Raw genomic sequence first — 17438 nt, 5'->3', positions numbered from 1 at the left:
TCGCAAAAATAACCCTACATACTTATGAAAAACAAAAACATTGAACAGCAGTCGGAAGTCAACACAACAAATTTTGTGATGGTCCCCTGGATGGACAATACACCGTTTCAGATGAATCGACCTTATATCTTGACGCTCTACAAAGGGGATATTGATGTTACGAAATCCATGTTATATGGGTATTTTGATTCATTTTATAGTTTAGACGAATTTCGTTTAGTGGGCTCTTCGCCCAGTGAGCACACGCAAATTTTAATTCGGCCCAAACCTGGCGGTCTGGGGGTTGGCTGCGACTGCGGATGGGGTGGTCCGGGGATCTGTGAGCATGCGGCAAAAGTGCTTTATTGGAACCTGCCCAGAGAAAGGAACTTTTTCTTTAAAGGATTATACGATAAAAATATACATGGATTGCCTAAGGCGTTTAAGGATATGCTTTCAGCGAGGATCGATCGCGATTCTGATCGGGTCTCGTTGCGCTTGACGGCGCATAAGGATTATGGGTTAGTCTTTAATTTAGCGAGTAGCGAAGACGAATTTCCCGATCGCTGGAGCTATGTGTGTTCATGGTATAGTGATTTGCGCCTAGGTGTCGGTGAGGTCGAGAAAGTTTCCTATGTCGTGCCGTTGGGTTCTTTTATCGGGGGAGTGCCGTATGTTTTGCCCTTCACATCGATTCCGGGGTCTGTAACAACCAACATGACGAGTTACCTGTTTGACAAAAACCCGGGGGACAAGTTTCTGGATCCGGCAGATCGTTATTGGGAAGGTCTGTGCCGGCAAATGGTTGCCCTGTACGATGATAAATACCCGCTAGGCAACGAAATTGTTGATCTGCATGCAGATGATGATATTTCGCAAATTAAGAAGCAACAAATCATGCTGCGCTTTTGGCGAAAGATGCTACGCTGCCCCGATAAGGTGCTGCGCGTTCGCTTAAAATATGATTACAGGCCGGCGTATAGCCCTGCAGACGCAAGACTTAAAAGGGGGGGCTGGGAGGTCGAGGGGGATCTTTATTTGGCTGGAGAAAATTTACGGGTCAAAGCCCATTTGCACGAGGGAAAAGATTGCTGGCAGTTGAAGTTTCTTTTACTGTATAAAGGTGCCGAGGTTCAAGCGCCGCAATTCTACACCGAAAATCAATCGTTTTTTATGCAGTTGCCCGGTGGAGATATGTTATTTATAGACGATGTCGATCTGGAGCGGATGATCCATAACATGCGAGTGGTCAACTACCTACTTACCATTCGGCCACAAGATCTTCGGGAATTTCTAGTTCAGGTACTCACCCAAGTATCGGGGCGGCATCGGGTTCATGTTCATGCGCTGGCTAAAAATAGCCGCGTGCAAAAGTTAGCACCCACCTTGCCACGTGTCACCGTGGAGATTCGCCAAGAGGAGCAGAGCATTGTAATTATGCCTGAAGTTCACTATGAAGGGTTTCCCAAATGTAATTTAGCGCCTGATAGCGGTCCTTTGTTTCGCTACCTGGACGATATGGTTGTCTATATGGAACGCACATCTATTCTCGAGGCACAAGTAGATGGGCTTATCCGGGATTATCACGAAAGCCTGAATAAGCAGGAGCATACGGGTGTTTGGATTATTCCACTAACGCAGATCATGCTAACAAGTTGGCTCAATGTATTGGTTGAAACGTTCGAAAAACAGGGCATCGCCGTAAACCTCATAAATATTGCAGCCGGCAGCAGTATTCTGCCTAAAGCGCTGCGTTGGGAGCTTGTCGATATTAAGGTTACTGAAAGTCTGTTTTGTTTCTCGATGACCACTAATTTCGCAGATAAATCGATAGCCGTGTCTGAGTTTTTTGATCAAGGGATGGATAGGGCGCCTGTGTTGGAGTCTACTGAGGGTGAGTGTGTTTATCTACGGGCGGAAGAAAAACTTTTATTTAGAAGTTTATTTATGGCTGCAGCCTTAGAGCATAAATATGTCGTTTTAACGCCTGTGCAATATTTCGCGGCGCAGAAGCTTTTAAAGCAAATAGATCCCGGTCTTGTTTCAAATGATCTAATAGGACATTGGCCTGCTTTTAAACAAATGGAACAGATCGATCCCGTTAATACTCCAAGCACGGTTACCGCGACACTACGTTCCTACCAAGTTGAAGGGGTGCGGTGGATGCGAGGCATGCAAGCGCAGGGTTGGGGTGGTATTCTAGCGGACGATATGGGGCTTGGAAAGACACTGCAAGTGATCACCCTGCTGGAGCATTATTATACGCATAAACCCGCAGCAAAACCGAGCCTTATAGTTATTCCCACTTCACTTATTTTCAACTGGCAAAATGAATACAACAAGTTCGCTGCGAGCCGCCGTGTCGTGGTGTACCACGGTACTGATCGGGCTGTGATTACGAATTTTGAACCAGGAACGGTGGTTTTAACGACGTATGCCATGTTTTTAGGAGAAATGTCATTGCTGGAGAAGACACCTTTTGCTTACCTAATTTTGGATGAGTCTCAGAACGTTAAAAATCATAAATCCAAGCGCTATAAAGGGATTGTCAAAATAACTGCTGACCATAAGATAGCAATGACGGGTACACCGATTGAAAATGGTGTGAGCGATCTATACGCCCAATTGAGTATAGTCAATCCAGGCCTGTTTAAGGATTATACGACATTCAATCGATTGTATCAAAAAGCAGCCCTACAGGGGCAACCATTGCACGCTTTGCAGCGAATTGTGGAGCCTTTCATATTGCGACGCACAAAGAAACAGGTTGCTATTGAGTTACCCGAGAAGACAGAGACCGTATTGTATATGGATATGCTGCCCAAGCAGCGAAAAATATACGATAAGTACAGGAAAATTTTCAAAAATGAAATACAGGGAAATTTCGAGGGCGAGAATTCCTCGAGGACGAAGTTCATCGCTATCGAAGCGCTCACCAAATTGCGACAACTGTGCGCTTCTCCCGCTCTATTGAAGGATGTGGGATTACCTGAAGACGCCGTGAAGCTTGATTTTGTCGATGAGATTATTACCGACGTAGTCCCCGAACATAAGGTGCTTATTTTTTCATTTTTCACCTCGATGCTCAAGCTTGTGCGAGAGCGCTTAACATCCATGAATGTGCCATTTTCGTATCTGGATGGTGAGCTGAATTCTAGCGCACGAGCGCGTGCGGTAGATCAGTTTCAACAGGACGAAGGTTGCAGGGTGTTTTTGATAAGCTTAAAGGCTGGTGGTACGGGGTTAAACCTTACCGCTGCAAATTATGTATATATCCTCGATCCATGGTGGAACCCGGCTGCTGAGGCTCAAGCGATCGATCGATGCTACCGAATAGGGCAGCAGAAACACGTGAATGCCTATAAAGTCGTTTGTCGAGATAGTGTGGAAGAGAAAATTCTAGCCTTGCAAAACAAGAAGAAAAAAATTGTGGAAGATGTTATTCTGGAAGAGAGCAACCTGCTCAAGACGTTGGACAAACAGGACTTGCTAGCCCTTTTTGATTAGATAGTACAGCTGCGGTGATTCGGTTTAGCTTTAAAAAAAAGCAGGCCGGGTTTACCGCATGCGAGATTAACGGTGTTCATGACCGTTGTTTTGGGAATTGATAAACTAACTATGTTGTTTGCCATAAAAATTTCGATGGTCCGTTTTCAGAACATTGGTCATTAGATTCGGTCGCTACCCACCTATTTTTCTCAAGTCCGTTTGCTAAGTCACGGAAACGAGCTGACCAATCAGTATTTTGGATCGATGTTTTTGAATCTAATGGGACAGTTGTATTGTAACATAATGGAAATTCCTTTGCTGTTTTTTTAAACGAATAGCAGTTGTTATTAGCTGACTAATGTATGAATAAATCTGTTTTATACGATCAGCGGTTTTTGTGATAATAACGTGCAAACAATTTTATAATGAACTTGTTTAGCCTTCAGTAGAGTTTTTTATAACTAACTAAACATTTAATTGTAAAAGCAGTAATTCCTCATGATTGATTAATTCAGTAGCGATGAAGTTATACTCAATCACACGACAAACAGGCTGTTAATATTTAAGGTGCATCGTTTTCTGCACGGGAACAGCTTGGGGGGGAACAATGACATTTACTTAATCTTATAAATAATAAACTATGAAAAACACGATAAAAATCGTTTTGACGCTGGCTCTTTGCTGCATTGCTTTTATCCAGCAGGGCGCTGCTCAACAGAAGAGCCATATTTATGTTGGCTATGGTGTAGCTTCTGCCGACGATATCGGGAATGAACTTGCCGATATCATTGTTACCGCTATATCTGGGGGGACGGTAACTACGGCTAACGCCAGTTATTCCGGAGTTATTTTCGCGGGATATAGAACCTACGTTACCCCAAAGCTGGAAGTTGGTGGTACGGTCATTTATGAGCACGCTAGTAGAGATGTGTTTGTGAATGGAAAGGCCGATGGAAGTGTTTCGACAGATTCCTACGGACTGTTAGCTGAATTGAAGTATAATTATATTAATCGTTCTCGGTTCCGCCTACACTCCGGTATTGGTGCGGGTATGGCCCATTCCAGTGTTTCGGCCGACAATGAAGACCACGATATAAACGAAGATGAAACCAACAGCTTTGCTTATCAAGTAGATGCAATTGGTGCAACTTTTGGCGACAGATTCAGTTTATCGGTGAACTTAGGCTTTGGTTACAAAGGGGTAGTCAACGCAGGCTTGGCATACGGCTTTTAAACCTGCATAGAGCGGTCTATCCCGGGGGCGATCGGGTCGATTTGTTTTTGGGGAAATTTTTCCAATTCCGGCGGCTCATTATATGGCGTTCGGGCCCTTGCGCCTTTGAAGAAATCATATGGAAGAAATATTTTTTATCATTATCTACCCCCTGCTGCTAGCGACCAGTTTAATTGCGGGGCGGAAAGTGGGCGTATATTTAGCGCCCAAAATGCCAGAATGGAAACCGCTAGGGCTGGAAGGAGCGCTGGTCGGATTTTTTGCCTTGCTAATTTCATTTATGCTGGTTCAAGCGGGTAATAACGCGCGTGTACGATCTGACTACATTCATGACATGGCGGATAAATTGTCGTTTACCTTGCGTAAGAGCAAGCTATACGAAAAGGAGCTGCAGAGCAACCTTTATCATCATATCTCTACGCTGCTAGCCAGGCAAATGACCCACATACCAGACACTAAAAAGGGCGTTTACATTGAAATTAAAAAAATGGAGGGCTTAGGAGCTCATTTTGATCAGCAGCTATTGAAGCATGTGGACGAAAAGCGTATCAACATCGTCCAGGCAAAAGAGCTGATGCGAGACCTCGAACAGCTCGAGAGTTCGTACTACCGGCTTCTTCATTCCTATCACCACAGCGCGCCGCGATTAGTTTTATTTATTCTGCTGCTGTTTTCGCTTTTCATCGGTTTTCTTTTTGGTTTCATGCGCGGAATGATGCAGACAAGGGTGCATATTTCCGCCATCATATTTGCGTTGATGAGCTACATCATTATTTGCGTGATTTTTGACTTGGACAGTCCAACATCTGGTTTAATACGCCCCGATGTGACGGAAATTGAAAATATTAAGGCCGTCTATAAAAGCTATTTCGAATCCACCGTTGTACCGATGGAAGATTAATGCATAGTCTGTAATTTCGTAAATTTCATAACATCTTTATGTGACCTTAAATTCTTTTATTTTCAAACTATTTGGGGTACGTTTGTGTTGTTTTTCTGTACACTAAAATATTTATGCCATGAAAAAAAACCTTTTAATAGCTCTATTTGCGGTCATGATGGTTTGCTTTGGGCAGCACGCATATGCACAAGTATCAGCCACTACAACTCCTGTTACCGTTAACATTAATCTTACCGATGCGATTTCTATTACTTTAGGGGCAGATCCGACAGTTGATTTTAACTATTTGGACGCGGAAGACTATACCGAAGTACAAACGGTCACAAAGCCGAACCATTTTACCGTGGTAAGTAACCAGGCGTACAATCTAACGGTCCAAGCCGTTCAGGATTTTGCACCTGTTGGTCCCGCTTTAGATATAGTAAACGTTTCTGTCGATGAAGAATCCGTCACAAATAATGGGGGTACGCCGGAGGATAATGTGCCGTTAAGCACAACGCCCGCTCCTTTGCTGAATGGGGCTGCGGCATCCGCGGAGGCAATTTATCAAATAAACTACGAGATTCCCGATGCAACGACGCTTTTAGGGCTCGAGGGGAGTAATTTTTCTACAACCGTTACCTATACGGCTACACAGTTGTAAAAGACTTTCGATTATCCGTATCTTGAACAGTGATTCGTTACTTTATAGTTGTTTTATTGAGCATCTGCGGTACGCTGACTTTCGGCCAGGGTATCGCTGTTTCCCCTTCGCGTATATTCTTTGACGGCGCGCCAGGGCAAACAGTAAGCCAGGACATTATGTTTCGTAATACCTCGAGTAGCGAATTTAGTTTCGTTGCGCGTATGCAAGACTGGGATCGGGATTCCTTAGGTGTAAAAGTATATTATGAACCGGATAACAAAAGTTCGTCCAATTTATCCTGGTTGAAACTTTCGGAGAATGCTGTTCAGCTCGCTCCCGGAGAGAGTAAACGCGTGAACCTTACTATGAAAATACCCAGTGATCCAGCACCACAAGAACAGACCCATAGCATGGTGTTTTTTACGCAGACCAAAACGCAGAAAGAACGTGCTAAACCCGGGCTTAATGTGAATGTACTGTTGGAAATAGGCGTGCAGGTGTATCATACGCCCGAGGGTTTATCGGCTGGGGACCTCGAGTTTATAGCATTTGAGGATCGAGGACTTCTAAAGGTTAATGAAAAAAAGGTGCGACAGATGGACGTGAAGATTAAGAACGCCGGGCAGATCAATAAAGATGCTTATGTACGCTTCGAGCTTACGAATATCCAGACCGGTGAGGAGATTTCTATTAAATCGATTGCGGTAGCGATGATGCCTCAGGCGCAACAGTGGGTGCGCTTTTCACTACCCGAGAATCTACAGAGTGGCAGATACCTTGCTGTGGCAATTTTGGACGCAGGAAGCCAATATGACCTAAAAGTTGCCGAAAAAGAAATTACATATTAAGTTCGTAGCCCTTTTAATTGGTTTATGTGTATGGGGCGGTCCGCTAAGGGCGCAAATTACTATTCAGATACCGCAGGCAAATATTCAAAGCGGTACGGCGTACAATCAAGATTTTTCGGCCGGTCGCTTTGTAAGTGTACTAGGGCTGGTACCGAGTTTTAGGGTAAATGCGAATACGGCGAATTTTAGTAATGCTTCCACTGGTTTGACCGTTCCGCTAAACCGGGCAAACATTAGCCTTCTCCGCATTGGTTCGGTTTCGGTTCTCGGTGGAGGGACAGAGCAGCCTCTCTCGACAGCTCCTGCAACACTATATGCGGCAGTTGCATCGCTTTTGTCGGGTGACATCTCGGCCAGGGCCCGGATTCCGGTTGTCGGCTTCCCGTGGGTAGCAGGTGTATACACTTCGAATATAACATTTTCGTTAGCTGGTATCAATTTGGGAGCGATAATACCTGGAAGTCAAGATTTTAATATTAATGTTCCGGGCTTTATTAGTTTGCAATCCGCCATCGGTGCGATCAGAATTCCGGTGAACAATCTAAATAGTTATCGCGCTGTGGGCGGTGTTTCAGCGAATAGGGTTACTACGTTATCGACCACCGTTCCCTATATACCAAGCGTACGGGTGGGTACTGCGCAGTTTAATTTTAATACAACTCTTCCTTACCATGAAGCACCCCTATCGCCTGTCTCAGCGGTTACGGTAGGTTTGGCCAACGTACCTTCTGCAACACCGGTGTCGCTATCTGCAAGTAACCAAGCGCTGACCGGCGCAACAGGAATTGGCGTCACTACCAATATACAATCATTGACTAACACGTACAGTATTAACGCTGCGCAGTTGAATGCACATTTTTTGCAGGCGGGTACCTATTCTGTTCCGCTCACTTATACTTGGAACAAATTGTCCTCAGCATACCCCTCCGGTACCGTGCAGGCTATTGGGGGTGGCACGCTGGAAGTGATAGTCGAGGATCTCGCGGAAATTGTTGCTGTTCAGCAAACGGTGAGTGTAGATTTCGATGATGTTAATGATTATAAAAACGGTGTTATTCGCGATGTTGCAGGACAGTTGCGTATAAGTAAAACAACGCCGTATAGTTTGACGGTGCGGGCGAACTCGAGTGCATTTACTTCTGGCATAAATAGTATTCCGCTGAGTGTTTTACGTATTGGTCCGACAGCCAATCAAGTGGGAATGACAACAGTTACGCTGTCCACTAGTGCCCAGCAGCTTATAGGTAATGCCAATCCAGTTATCGACCGCGATATCAATCTACGCTTTAGCATTCCGGCTAGCCAGACACAGCATCTTTTTGGTAAGCCACCGGGAACTTATGCTGCGGATATTATTTTTGGTATCGTAGCGCCCTAAAAATGTTTGATTCCCACCTTACGGCGCTCGTCTAGGTAGATAAACTCCGGTATGAGGGTGTCTTCTGCCTCGCCTACTATCACCTCGCACTGCGGGTTTTGAATCGAAAAGGGCATGCCGTCACTTGAAACAGAGAATTTGTATTTTCCCTGCGGTAGGTAGAAAGTAAAGTTTCCGTGTCCGTCGCTGAGGGTGTGATACGCACGGCCTTGGGTATCGACAGCATTGATACGTATACCGCCAAGCTGCGGTGCGGATTTCATGTATTTCTTGGCGGCCACTTTGAAGGAGCCTTTCACCTTATTTGTGATTATCAATGGCACTTCTAGTTTTTTGTTTTTCGTGACAACAACGTTAATAGGCCCCTGGGCGACCCAGTCCCGATTATTTTCGATCTGAACGACATGCGATCCCGGCGTCACATCCAGGAATTTCACCCTACCCTTATTATCTGTAGTGGCGGCTTGATCGCCGAGCCTGACCAGTACGCCCGCGGTTTCCGCTTCGTTAAGGTCCTTTACTAGGTTGTTGTTCGTATCTTCAAAGAGCTCGAGTTGCAACTTGTGTCCTTTCGTGCGGCCTTGTCGGCCAAAATTCTTTTCGATGCCTATGCGAATTTGCCGATTGTCGAATCTGTAATTGGGGGAGGCGGGCGCGTAGGGCTGCGACGTCTGGTACGCGCCATAAAAGTTTCGTCCTTTGATAAACGTGTAGTAAACCTGGGCAGTCAGCTCCCATCCTTTTGTTAGCTGCCACTGCATGTCCGCATTTAACGAGAAGTTGTTGGATCCCGAAAAATCGTAGTAGCTGTACATCGCTGCGGCCTGCGTTTGTAACCGACCACCAAATGCCTCAAAGCGGGTGTTGGGACCTAGGGTATACACACGATAATTCGCGGCGCGACCTACAGCGAACAAGTCACTCAGAAAATAGGGCTTTAGTTGGACGTAGCTGTTGAAGCCTATTTTGCGGTAATTATAATTGCCGGTGAACTTTAAGGAGTGAAAATTTGTGTTTTCCGCGCTCGATATCGTTAGAAAAGTGTAGCCATAGTCCGTAAGCATCGAGAAGCGGTGCTCGCCGGAAGTGAAGTTAATGTTCGCGGCTAGTCGTGCCGAGGCGGAGTGGGCAAGTTCAGGCAGTAGGCTTTGCGTAAGCCAGTTTTGATACTTCGCGCGTTGCGCCATGTAATAGGGTCTGAATTCCAATTGGATTTGATCCGTATTTACAAGATATCCTAATTCGTAGATCTGGATGCGGTTGGCGTTGTTAAAGTAGACGTTTGCGTAACCGTTCTGATAGGACGGATTATTGTCCATATAGCTCACTCGAGCAGACAGGCGGTTATTGTTCTGGAGTAGCATACTGATGCGCGTGTCGCTTTGGGTAAGTCCGCGCTTAAGTCCGGAATAGTACGGCGAGCTATAGTAGTTCGTGCTGGAGAGGGTGTATGGCCCAAAAGTATGATTGTAATTTATGCCGACTGAGGCCGCGTGATTGGTGTTATCGCGCGATCTTTCTTGACTATAGCCCCCTTCGAGCAAGAGGTCGTGCTTTTGGCCGAAAGTTAATCGTTTTTTAGCGCTCGCCAAGTCGCTATTTACCGCACGAAACGCATCATTTCGGTGCAAATAAGTGATACTTGCTTTCTCGTTGTATTGGGGTCCAATGGCGTATTTGGCGCCAAAGGTTTCCCCGCCATCTAGGAAGTCAAACATCTGACTAAAAAGCATGTACTTGTTTTGGACAGCGTATATGCTCAGCGAGCTCTCGGAGCCAAAATTGTAATTCGCTTTAATACCGCGGCCGTTTATCGATTGGTCTAAATTTTCGTATATGTTGCCCAGCTTGACGCCCCATTTTGTAGTTTGATAATCAAGATATGAATCGTACATATTCAACCCGTCCTGATCCTTGTAGTAATCTAAGGTCATTCTGTAGTCGAGTGTCGCTCCTTCATGAACATCGATCTCACCGTATCCTTGCAGCTGGTAGATGGAGGAATATGTGCCCATATCAATATACCGCAAAGCGATAGCGTTGCTGTACGGTAGGTTTTGAAAGTCCACCGGCGAGCCGAAGCGCTTGACGCTTCCCGGGCTCATGATGCGAACGCTGGTCCCGGCCAGTACTTTGCCTGCTGGGTCCAGCGCCTGGATGCGTAGATCGAAATCGCCCGATACGCGTGCCCCCGGCATGCTTGCCGTATAGGTAAGCAGGGACTGTTCGCCCGCGTTTAATGTTATCGGTAATGACTCTCCTATTATTTTAAAACCCGTAGGGAAGCCCGAAAAGCTAGGTAAAATTGTTTGGGGCACCAGCCCTGTGTTTTGCGCGCGCAATAAGAGTTGCAGCTGCCCTGTTGCAGGATCCAGATAATACTCCTTTCGAGTAGGTTCTATAATTATTGAGTGCTCATTTTGAAGCTTTATGTAGAAGGATTCTGGGGGCTGCACACGCAACAGGGAGTCTGTGGCACTTAGGGCTATCGTAAAGCGCTGGTTATCCGAAGTTACGGTTTGAGGATTTGTCATATACTTTAAAGGCAAGGATTTTGTTTGGCCTGTCTCAAGTATAATTTCTTTGGGAAGACGAATCATGCCGCTCAGCGATGCCGTATTGTCTGCGGAGGGAAGCAAGGTGATTTTTTCGGCGGCGTTGTTGGTGATGATTATTTTGTTGGAAAATGTTTGCCCCCCCGTTACGGCGATGGTATCCCGTTGGAAGTAATATGAAACGTCATAGCGCTGCTGGCATAACGCTTCCGAAATAAAAAAGCATACGCACTGGGAGATTAGTAAGAATGTCCGCAGGTAACGGCTTTCCAAATCGTTCATATCTTTTCAAAGGTCTTCTAAAGGATAGGTATAATGAAATATTGCATGTCACATGTTTATGTAATCGATTGTCCTGTTAAACTGCTAATTGAGCAATTAACTCACCTTTGCTGTTAATTTTTAGTTTGCGGTATACGCGCTTTACGTAAGTGCGCACCGTGTCTAAGGATAGCTCATGGCGGTGCGCTATCATCTTGTAGCTCATCCCCTCAACGATGCCGTTAGCGATCTGTAACTCCCTTGCGGTGAGCATGGTTTCGTATTTATAAGAATCCCGTAATTGATTTATTAGTGCCCTAGAGATTTTTGGACTGATATAGGACGCGCCGTGAGGAGTATTTATAATCGTATTTACCAGGACGGACAGACAGCTTTGTTTGGAGAGGTAACTTACTGCGCCGTTACGGAAACAGCGACGGACCATTTTGATCTCATCGTTATTGGTGAGGATTACCAGATCAATTTCAGGGTACACTCTTTTTATTGGCTCGAGGGCTCTTAAGTCCTGGTCGTCGACATCCAGAATTAGGATATCAGGCGCTGGTGACTGCCGGATTTTTGAGGTGCTCAATGATGGCCGGTCAAAGAGAATTTCTATTGTCAACTTTTGATTCGTGGAGTTGTACTCACCTATTAAGCGTTTAATAGCGATCCGTACTTGTTCATCTTTGTCGATGATTCCCACTGTAATTAATTCTTTCATAACATTCGGGTATATTGAAATAATTCAATATGATGGTTTATTTCCTCATTATACTATCTAATAAGGGTGCGAATTCGGAACTGTTTCGCGTGTTTTTACTTGGAAAAGTGTCGTTTTCGGAATTAAAATCGGATTATCAGCATATAGTAAATTCCGGTTACAATTTGTTGAAAATTGTTTACAATACCAAATGGAATACGCCATTCAGCTCATTGATAGTTTTTTTGATCTATCCAAAAAGCAGAACTCCCCAAATTATTAATCGTCCCAAGAGGATGATCGCTAGGGGGTACAGAAAGAACCACCGAAATGACCAGTACTGGCGCTTTGTCATCCATTTCAATATTGTAGGCCTTTTCATTTAGTTGTAGAACGGCTTGTCGCTCGATTTTGTTTTGTTGTTTTAAAAACCGTTGTTCTTGAAATGCGGCGAACGAAGCGAACAGGGTACCAACATGTCCTTGTTTGGCGACCGCATTTCTTGCCGAAGCTGCCGTAGGAAGATATGCGGGTTGGCACGTAGAATGTAATATTTTTGCGCCAGATGCCGCAGTATTGAAAATATATTCGCAAATTTAGCTTCTAAACCTATTTTTAAAATACATTTAAAATGAATAAACCGAGTCTGTCCACCTTTTTTGCGCTGCTTCTTCTTGTTGCGGTCGTTATTTCTTGTCAAAATAAACGTTCCGGCACGCCGCGCGTTTTAGTATATAGCAATGACAGCACATTTGCTAGCGATAGAGCTGCAGCATTTGCGTCGCTTCAAAAATTAGGGCGGCAGAATGATTTCTTGGTAGATACAACCTCAAGTGCCGATTTGTTTATGGAGGATTCATTGCAAAATTATGCGGCGGTCATCTTTTTAAATACGGTGGGTGATGCCTTAGATAATTATCAGGAGGCGGACTTTCAGCGGTACATTAATGCCGGGGGAGGTTTCGTCGGTATACACTCAGCCGCTAGCACGGAAATAGACTGGCGCTGGTATGGTCGCCTTGTGGGGGGAACTTATGCGGCGGATTCTTCGGAAGTAAAAGAGGGGACAATCATCGTTAATGATACAAAGCACTCTGCAAGCGAAGTAGTGCCACAAGGGTGGGTTATTGCGGACGACTGGCATACATTTACGGATTTTAACGACCAAGTCAACGTGCTACTCAGTGTGGGGGAAGAGGTTTTCAAGGCTTCGGTGAATCAGACGCCTATTTCGTGGTATCACCCTTACGATGGCGGGAGGTCATTCTATACGAGCATCGGTGGTCAGGGATCGAATTATTCCGATGAGACGTTCCTTGCGCATCTAGCAGCAGGTATCGAGTACGCTATTGGGGATAATCTTGAACTGGATTACAGCAAAGCCACCACATTGCGGGTTCCTGCCTCCGAAGGATTCCAGAAAGTGACTGTTGCTGAAGGCGAATTTTATGAGCCTACCGAAATGACAATTCTTCCGAATTTGGATATTTTAGTTGCTCAACGGCGTGGTGAGTTGATGCTGTTTAATAAACAGGCTCGCACTGTCACGCAGGTAGGTTTCTTGGATGTCTACCACGAAACCCAGGAGCCAAATGTAAACGCCGAGGAGGGCTTCATGGGGCTGACGGTGGATCCGAATTTTGCAGAGAATAATTACATATATACCTTCTATAGCCCAAAAGACACTTCAGTGAATAGACTTTCGCGCTTTGTTTTTGAGAATAACAAGTTAGACCTGTCTTCCGAGAAGGTGATCCTTGAATTTTATTCGCAGCGTGATATTTGCTGCCATACGGGTGGATCCCTTGCCTTCGGGAAGGACAACACGCTGTTCCTTTCTACCGGAGATAACTCCACCCCGTTTGATGAGCCGGGCGAGGCGTTTGTGAATAAAGGGTATTCACCGCGCGATTTACGTAAAGGTCACGAACAGTATGATGCTTCGCGTAGCGCAGGTAACACGAATGACCTGCGTGGAAAGGTTCTACGTATAAAAATTAACCAGGACGGTTCATACGATATTCCTCAAGGGAACCTTTTTGCTGCTGGGCAAGAAAACACAAGACCGGAGATCTACGTGATGGGAAGCAGGAATCCATACCGTATTTCTATCGACAAGAAGACAGGGTATTTGTATTGGGGAGATGTAGGTCCTGATGCGAACGAAGACGGTGAGAACCGTGGCCCTAAAGGGTATGATGAGGTAAATCAAGCGCGTGAAGCGGGGTTCTTTGGCTGGCCATTCTTTGTTGCAAACAACTACGCCTATTATCCCTATGATTACCAAACGGGTAAAAGTGGCGAGCCGTACGATGCAGCAAGACCGGTCAACAATTCACCAAATAACACAGGCCTAACGGAGCTTCCGGCAGCAACACCGGCCTTTATCTGGTATCCTTATGGCGCATCGCCTGATTTCCCGCAAGTAGGTTCTGGTGGCCGTAACGCGATGACCGGACCGGTCTATGACAGCAAACTTTTTCCGAGTGAAACACGGTATCCCGAGTATTACGATGGCAAACTCATCATATACGACTGGATCCGGGGCTGGGTAAAGGCCGTATCTATGTTCCCCAATGGAGATTTCAATAAGATGGAGCCTTTTATTCCCCATATAAAATTTAATTCTCCGATTGACATGGAGGTTGGTCCAGATGGCAAGATCTATGTTTTGGAGTATGGTAGTGGCTGGTTTAGTAAGAATAAAGACTCGGGTCTTTCTTGGGTTGAATATTCGGAAGCTGCAGGGCAAAATGGCGGCGCAAAGGTTCCTGATGCAAACGGCGCGGCGGGAACTACTATGGGCCACCAACAAGGAACAATGCCAAAGGGCGAGAGCTTAATTGCTGCCTCGGACTGTAAGTCATGTCATTCATTAGATACGAAATCTGTTGGCCCAACCTATCAAGCTGTTGCTGAACGCTACAGGAATGATAAGGATGCAACGGATCTACTCGTGAAAAAGATTAGGGGTGGCGGTAGCGGCAATTGGGGAGAGGTCGCGATGGCTGCACACCCAGGGCTTGAGCAAAGTGATGTAGAAGAGATGGTTAAGTGGATATTGTCGCAGTAATTTATGGCGAGTTAATACATGTTGCTAGGTAAGTTCGTGCAGATAATTGTGAGTTTCGCAAAAAGATCGTACATAAAAGTGTTTATTTAACCATAAGTTCGTACGTAAAAGTGTTGGGTGTTCCAGAAGTATGTACGTGTATTTGTAACATGGAGCGACTAGCCTAATCATATTTGCAGTCTTGGAAGAAGGCAAGAAACCGAAAACCACTTATTATCAGAGGGGCCAGGCAGGTCGGTAAAACCTGGTTAATGAAGGAATTTGGAGCGCAAGCTTATGACCAAGTGGTATAGTCAATCTAGAACTTAACGCGATTGTGAAGAGTCTATTTGATGCTGATTTTGAGGTTCAGCGTATCATTGCCGGGATACAAATTGCAACCGGTCTGCAGGTCAATCCAATAAATACGCTGCTTATTAATAACAATGAATGAAGTTCGTTTGTGTAACCTACTGTACGTTTATGTATGCACAATGTTTTTAACTATTCGCAATAACCCTTTCTGATCGTCTTTTATACCGCTACTCAGCGTCATTTATACAATAAACCCACCCCTCGCCATTGTACTTTTTGCGAAAGGTGGGCCATATGCTTGTTAAAAAATGACTAATTAGTCCATTGCCGGATTAAAGTCGCCTCCCCAATTATTGTTTTGTTTTACAGACGGACTCTTATCGAGTACCGATTGTTGAATAGGGAAGAAATAATAGGTTTCCGGTACCCGGCTTATTTTCTCGCCCGTGTTTGGTACTTGAAGAATACTATAACGGAACTGATCCTCGACTAGCTTATAATCGTCGGCTAATGATTTGGCCGAGGATAAGCTCATGTCCGTTCCATTAGCATTAATAGCGATAGATTCAACTCCATGTTTGGTGCTGCCGTCCAGAAGCTCTAATTTACGCAGCCGGCGCAAATCCCAAAAACGATGCCCCTCAAAGCAAAATTCGATATTCCGCTCGGCAAGGATCGCCTCGCGAATTGCCGTCCGGCTGGAAGCGTCGATACCGTAAAGGCCATCCGCTCCCGGTTCTATTCCGGCCCGTTCACGGATTTGTTTTAGCATGTCGATCGCTGTCGCCCCGTCACCGGTTTCGTTCGCTGTTTCAGCATAATTTAGCATCACCTCGGCAAATCGCATAAGCACAAAGTCGACGTCGTACTGCGTTTGTACTTCGGTTTGTTTAAGAGATAGTTTACTGTTTTTAAGGATAAAAAACCCGCTATAACGTGATAGGTTCGTTGAGCTAACACTGGCTTTGGGATTAATACCAAAATCGTCTAATGCGTCGGCAAGGCCTAAAGCGGTGTATTGACGTTTGCCTGCTTTCCCCGATACCTCATATAGCTTACCGTTCCAGACGACGGATTTTTCAAACCGCGGGTCCCGATCTTTCCAGTAGTTTTGCAAAAAAGCTTCCTCACTTTTATGGTAGACACTTTTAGGATCGTTATAAAGCCTCCCGTCTTTCATCGGAAAAGCTTTAAGGAAATCCCAGTTTGGAACCGCATTTGCGGCACCGCGACTCTCTGATCCAGGACGTATTCCGTTGTCCCAATCGGCTACTTTATTCGGGTAGGAGTTGATTACCGCAAATACTACTTCAGGCCCTTTTTCATTGAGTGTAATGTTTGCGTAGTCTGGTGTTAACGCGTATCCCTCTGCTTTGAGCTGCTCATAGGCTGCTTTGTTTGCCATATTGGCCTCTGTCCAGTAGGCATTACCATAAGGGTTGGACGGGTTAAATTGCGGGGATGCTTTGTATAAAAGTACTTTGGCTTTGAACGCTGTGGCGAAGTTCCCGTCAATACGTCCATAGTCGTCCGAGCTTTTATCGATGGTCTTTGGTAATAAAGAGATTGCTTGGTCAAGATCTTTTACGATCATCTCGAAGCTTTCTTTTGTACTATTCCGTGGGACGGAGAGCTCATCGGACTCCAGGTCTTGGGTCGCGGTGATATAAGGGACGCCCCCGTGGTGTTTAACCATATCGAAGTAGGCGTATGCACGCATAAATAAGGCTTGTCCGGTAACGTTGTTTTTCTCCTGATCGCTCAGAGCGGTGCTCGTAGCTACTTTCTCAATCGCTGTGTTAATTTTGCGAATCTGGATATAATCCCAGGATTTGAAGTTTTGGTTCGCGATTGTGACAAAGTTGCTTGTGAAAGTTAGGTTGACTAATTGCTCGCTGAACTCATCGGCCCCAGAATCCCAGTTCTCGAAAATAGCATAAAGGTTTGCTAGGTATGCGTTTACCAGATTCGGATCGTTCCATACCTGCTCTTCGTCGAGCGACTGCAGGTCGTCGATTTCCAGCTCCGACTTGCATGCTTGCAGTGCAAGGAGCGAAGCTAATAGAATATATATTGATTTTTTCATGACTTGCTTTTT

General features: G+C 45.3%; 11 protein-coding genes. 8 read left to right on the top strand and 3 right to left on the bottom strand.

What is annotated here, in order from left to right; translation table 11 throughout:
- Window positions 1-24: 24 nt before the first annotated feature.
- The 6 genes from FM107_RS01725 to FM107_RS01700 all read left to right on the top strand — a co-directional run bounded on the left by FM107_RS01725 (window position 25) and on the right by FM107_RS01700 (window position 8454).
- Window positions 25-3486 (top strand): DEAD/DEAH box helicase, encoded by a 3462-nt coding sequence (locus FM107_RS01725; protein ID WP_086946791.1) that lies wholly within the window; start codon window positions 25-27, stop codon window positions 3484-3486.
- 622 nt (window positions 3487-4108) lie between these two features.
- Window positions 4109-4702, top strand: a complete 594-nt coding sequence (locus tag FM107_RS01720; protein ID WP_086946790.1) for an outer membrane beta-barrel protein — start codon at window positions 4109-4111, stop codon at window positions 4700-4702.
- A 118-nt stretch (window positions 4703-4820) separates the two neighbouring features.
- Entirely contained in the window at window positions 4821-5603 is a 783-nt protein-coding gene (locus FM107_RS01715; protein WP_086946789.1) for a hypothetical protein, read from the top strand.
- A gap of 118 nt (window positions 5604-5721) precedes the next feature.
- A complete protein-coding gene (locus FM107_RS01710; protein WP_086946788.1) occupies window positions 5722-6246 on the top strand; it encodes a hypothetical protein in 525 nt (174 codons plus the stop codon).
- A 56-nt stretch (window positions 6247-6302) separates the two neighbouring features.
- Entirely contained in the window at window positions 6303-7076 is a 774-nt protein-coding gene (locus tag FM107_RS01705) for a hypothetical protein (protein WP_143559400.1), read from the top strand.
- Window positions 7051-8454: a hypothetical protein gene (locus FM107_RS01700; protein ID WP_086946786.1), complete on the top strand. Its 1404-nt coding sequence runs from the start codon at window positions 7051-7053 to the stop codon at window positions 8452-8454. The genes FM107_RS01705 and FM107_RS01700 overlap by 26 nt, the downstream gene beginning before the upstream one ends.
- On the opposite strand, the gene FM107_RS01695 is transcribed toward FM107_RS01700, so the two are convergent.
- Both FM107_RS01695 and FM107_RS01690 read right to left on the bottom strand, forming a co-directional pair.
- Window positions 8451-11291, bottom strand: a complete 2841-nt coding sequence (locus FM107_RS01695) for a hypothetical protein (protein ID WP_086946785.1) — start codon at window positions 11289-11291, stop codon at window positions 8451-8453. The genes FM107_RS01700 and FM107_RS01695 overlap by 4 nt on opposite strands.
- A gap of 76 nt (window positions 11292-11367) precedes the next feature.
- The gene (locus tag FM107_RS01690; protein ID WP_086946784.1) at window positions 11368-11994 is read right to left on the bottom strand and encodes a response regulator transcription factor; all 627 of its coding nucleotides are present in this window, start codon (window positions 11992-11994) and stop codon (window positions 11368-11370) included.
- Between the two features lie 610 nt (window positions 11995-12604).
- Between FM107_RS01690 and FM107_RS01680 the strand changes: the two genes are divergently transcribed.
- Together FM107_RS01680 and FM107_RS20135 are read left to right on the top strand one after the other, a co-directional pair.
- Window positions 12605-15046: a ThuA domain-containing protein gene (locus FM107_RS01680; protein ID WP_086946782.1), complete on the top strand. Its 2442-nt coding sequence runs from the start codon at window positions 12605-12607 to the stop codon at window positions 15044-15046.
- A 173-nt stretch (window positions 15047-15219) separates the two neighbouring features.
- Window positions 15220-15339, top strand: a complete 120-nt coding sequence (locus tag FM107_RS20135) for an AAA family ATPase (protein ID WP_086946781.1) — start codon at window positions 15220-15222, stop codon at window positions 15337-15339.
- A gap of 317 nt (window positions 15340-15656) precedes the next feature.
- Here FM107_RS20135 and FM107_RS01670 read toward each other — a convergent pair whose 3' ends face one another.
- Window positions 15657-17426 (bottom strand): RagB/SusD family nutrient uptake outer membrane protein, encoded by a 1770-nt coding sequence (locus FM107_RS01670; protein WP_086946780.1) that lies wholly within the window; start codon window positions 17424-17426, stop codon window positions 15657-15659.
- Window positions 17427-17438 lie beyond the last annotated feature (12 nt).

The sequence above is a fragment of the Sphingobacterium sp. JB170 genome (assembly GCF_900163865.1).
Lineage (GTDB): Bacteria > Bacteroidota > Bacteroidia > Sphingobacteriales > Sphingobacteriaceae > Sphingobacterium.
The sequence above is the reverse complement of the archived record's forward strand: the minus strand, read 5'-3'. Positions and strand labels throughout refer to the sequence as shown.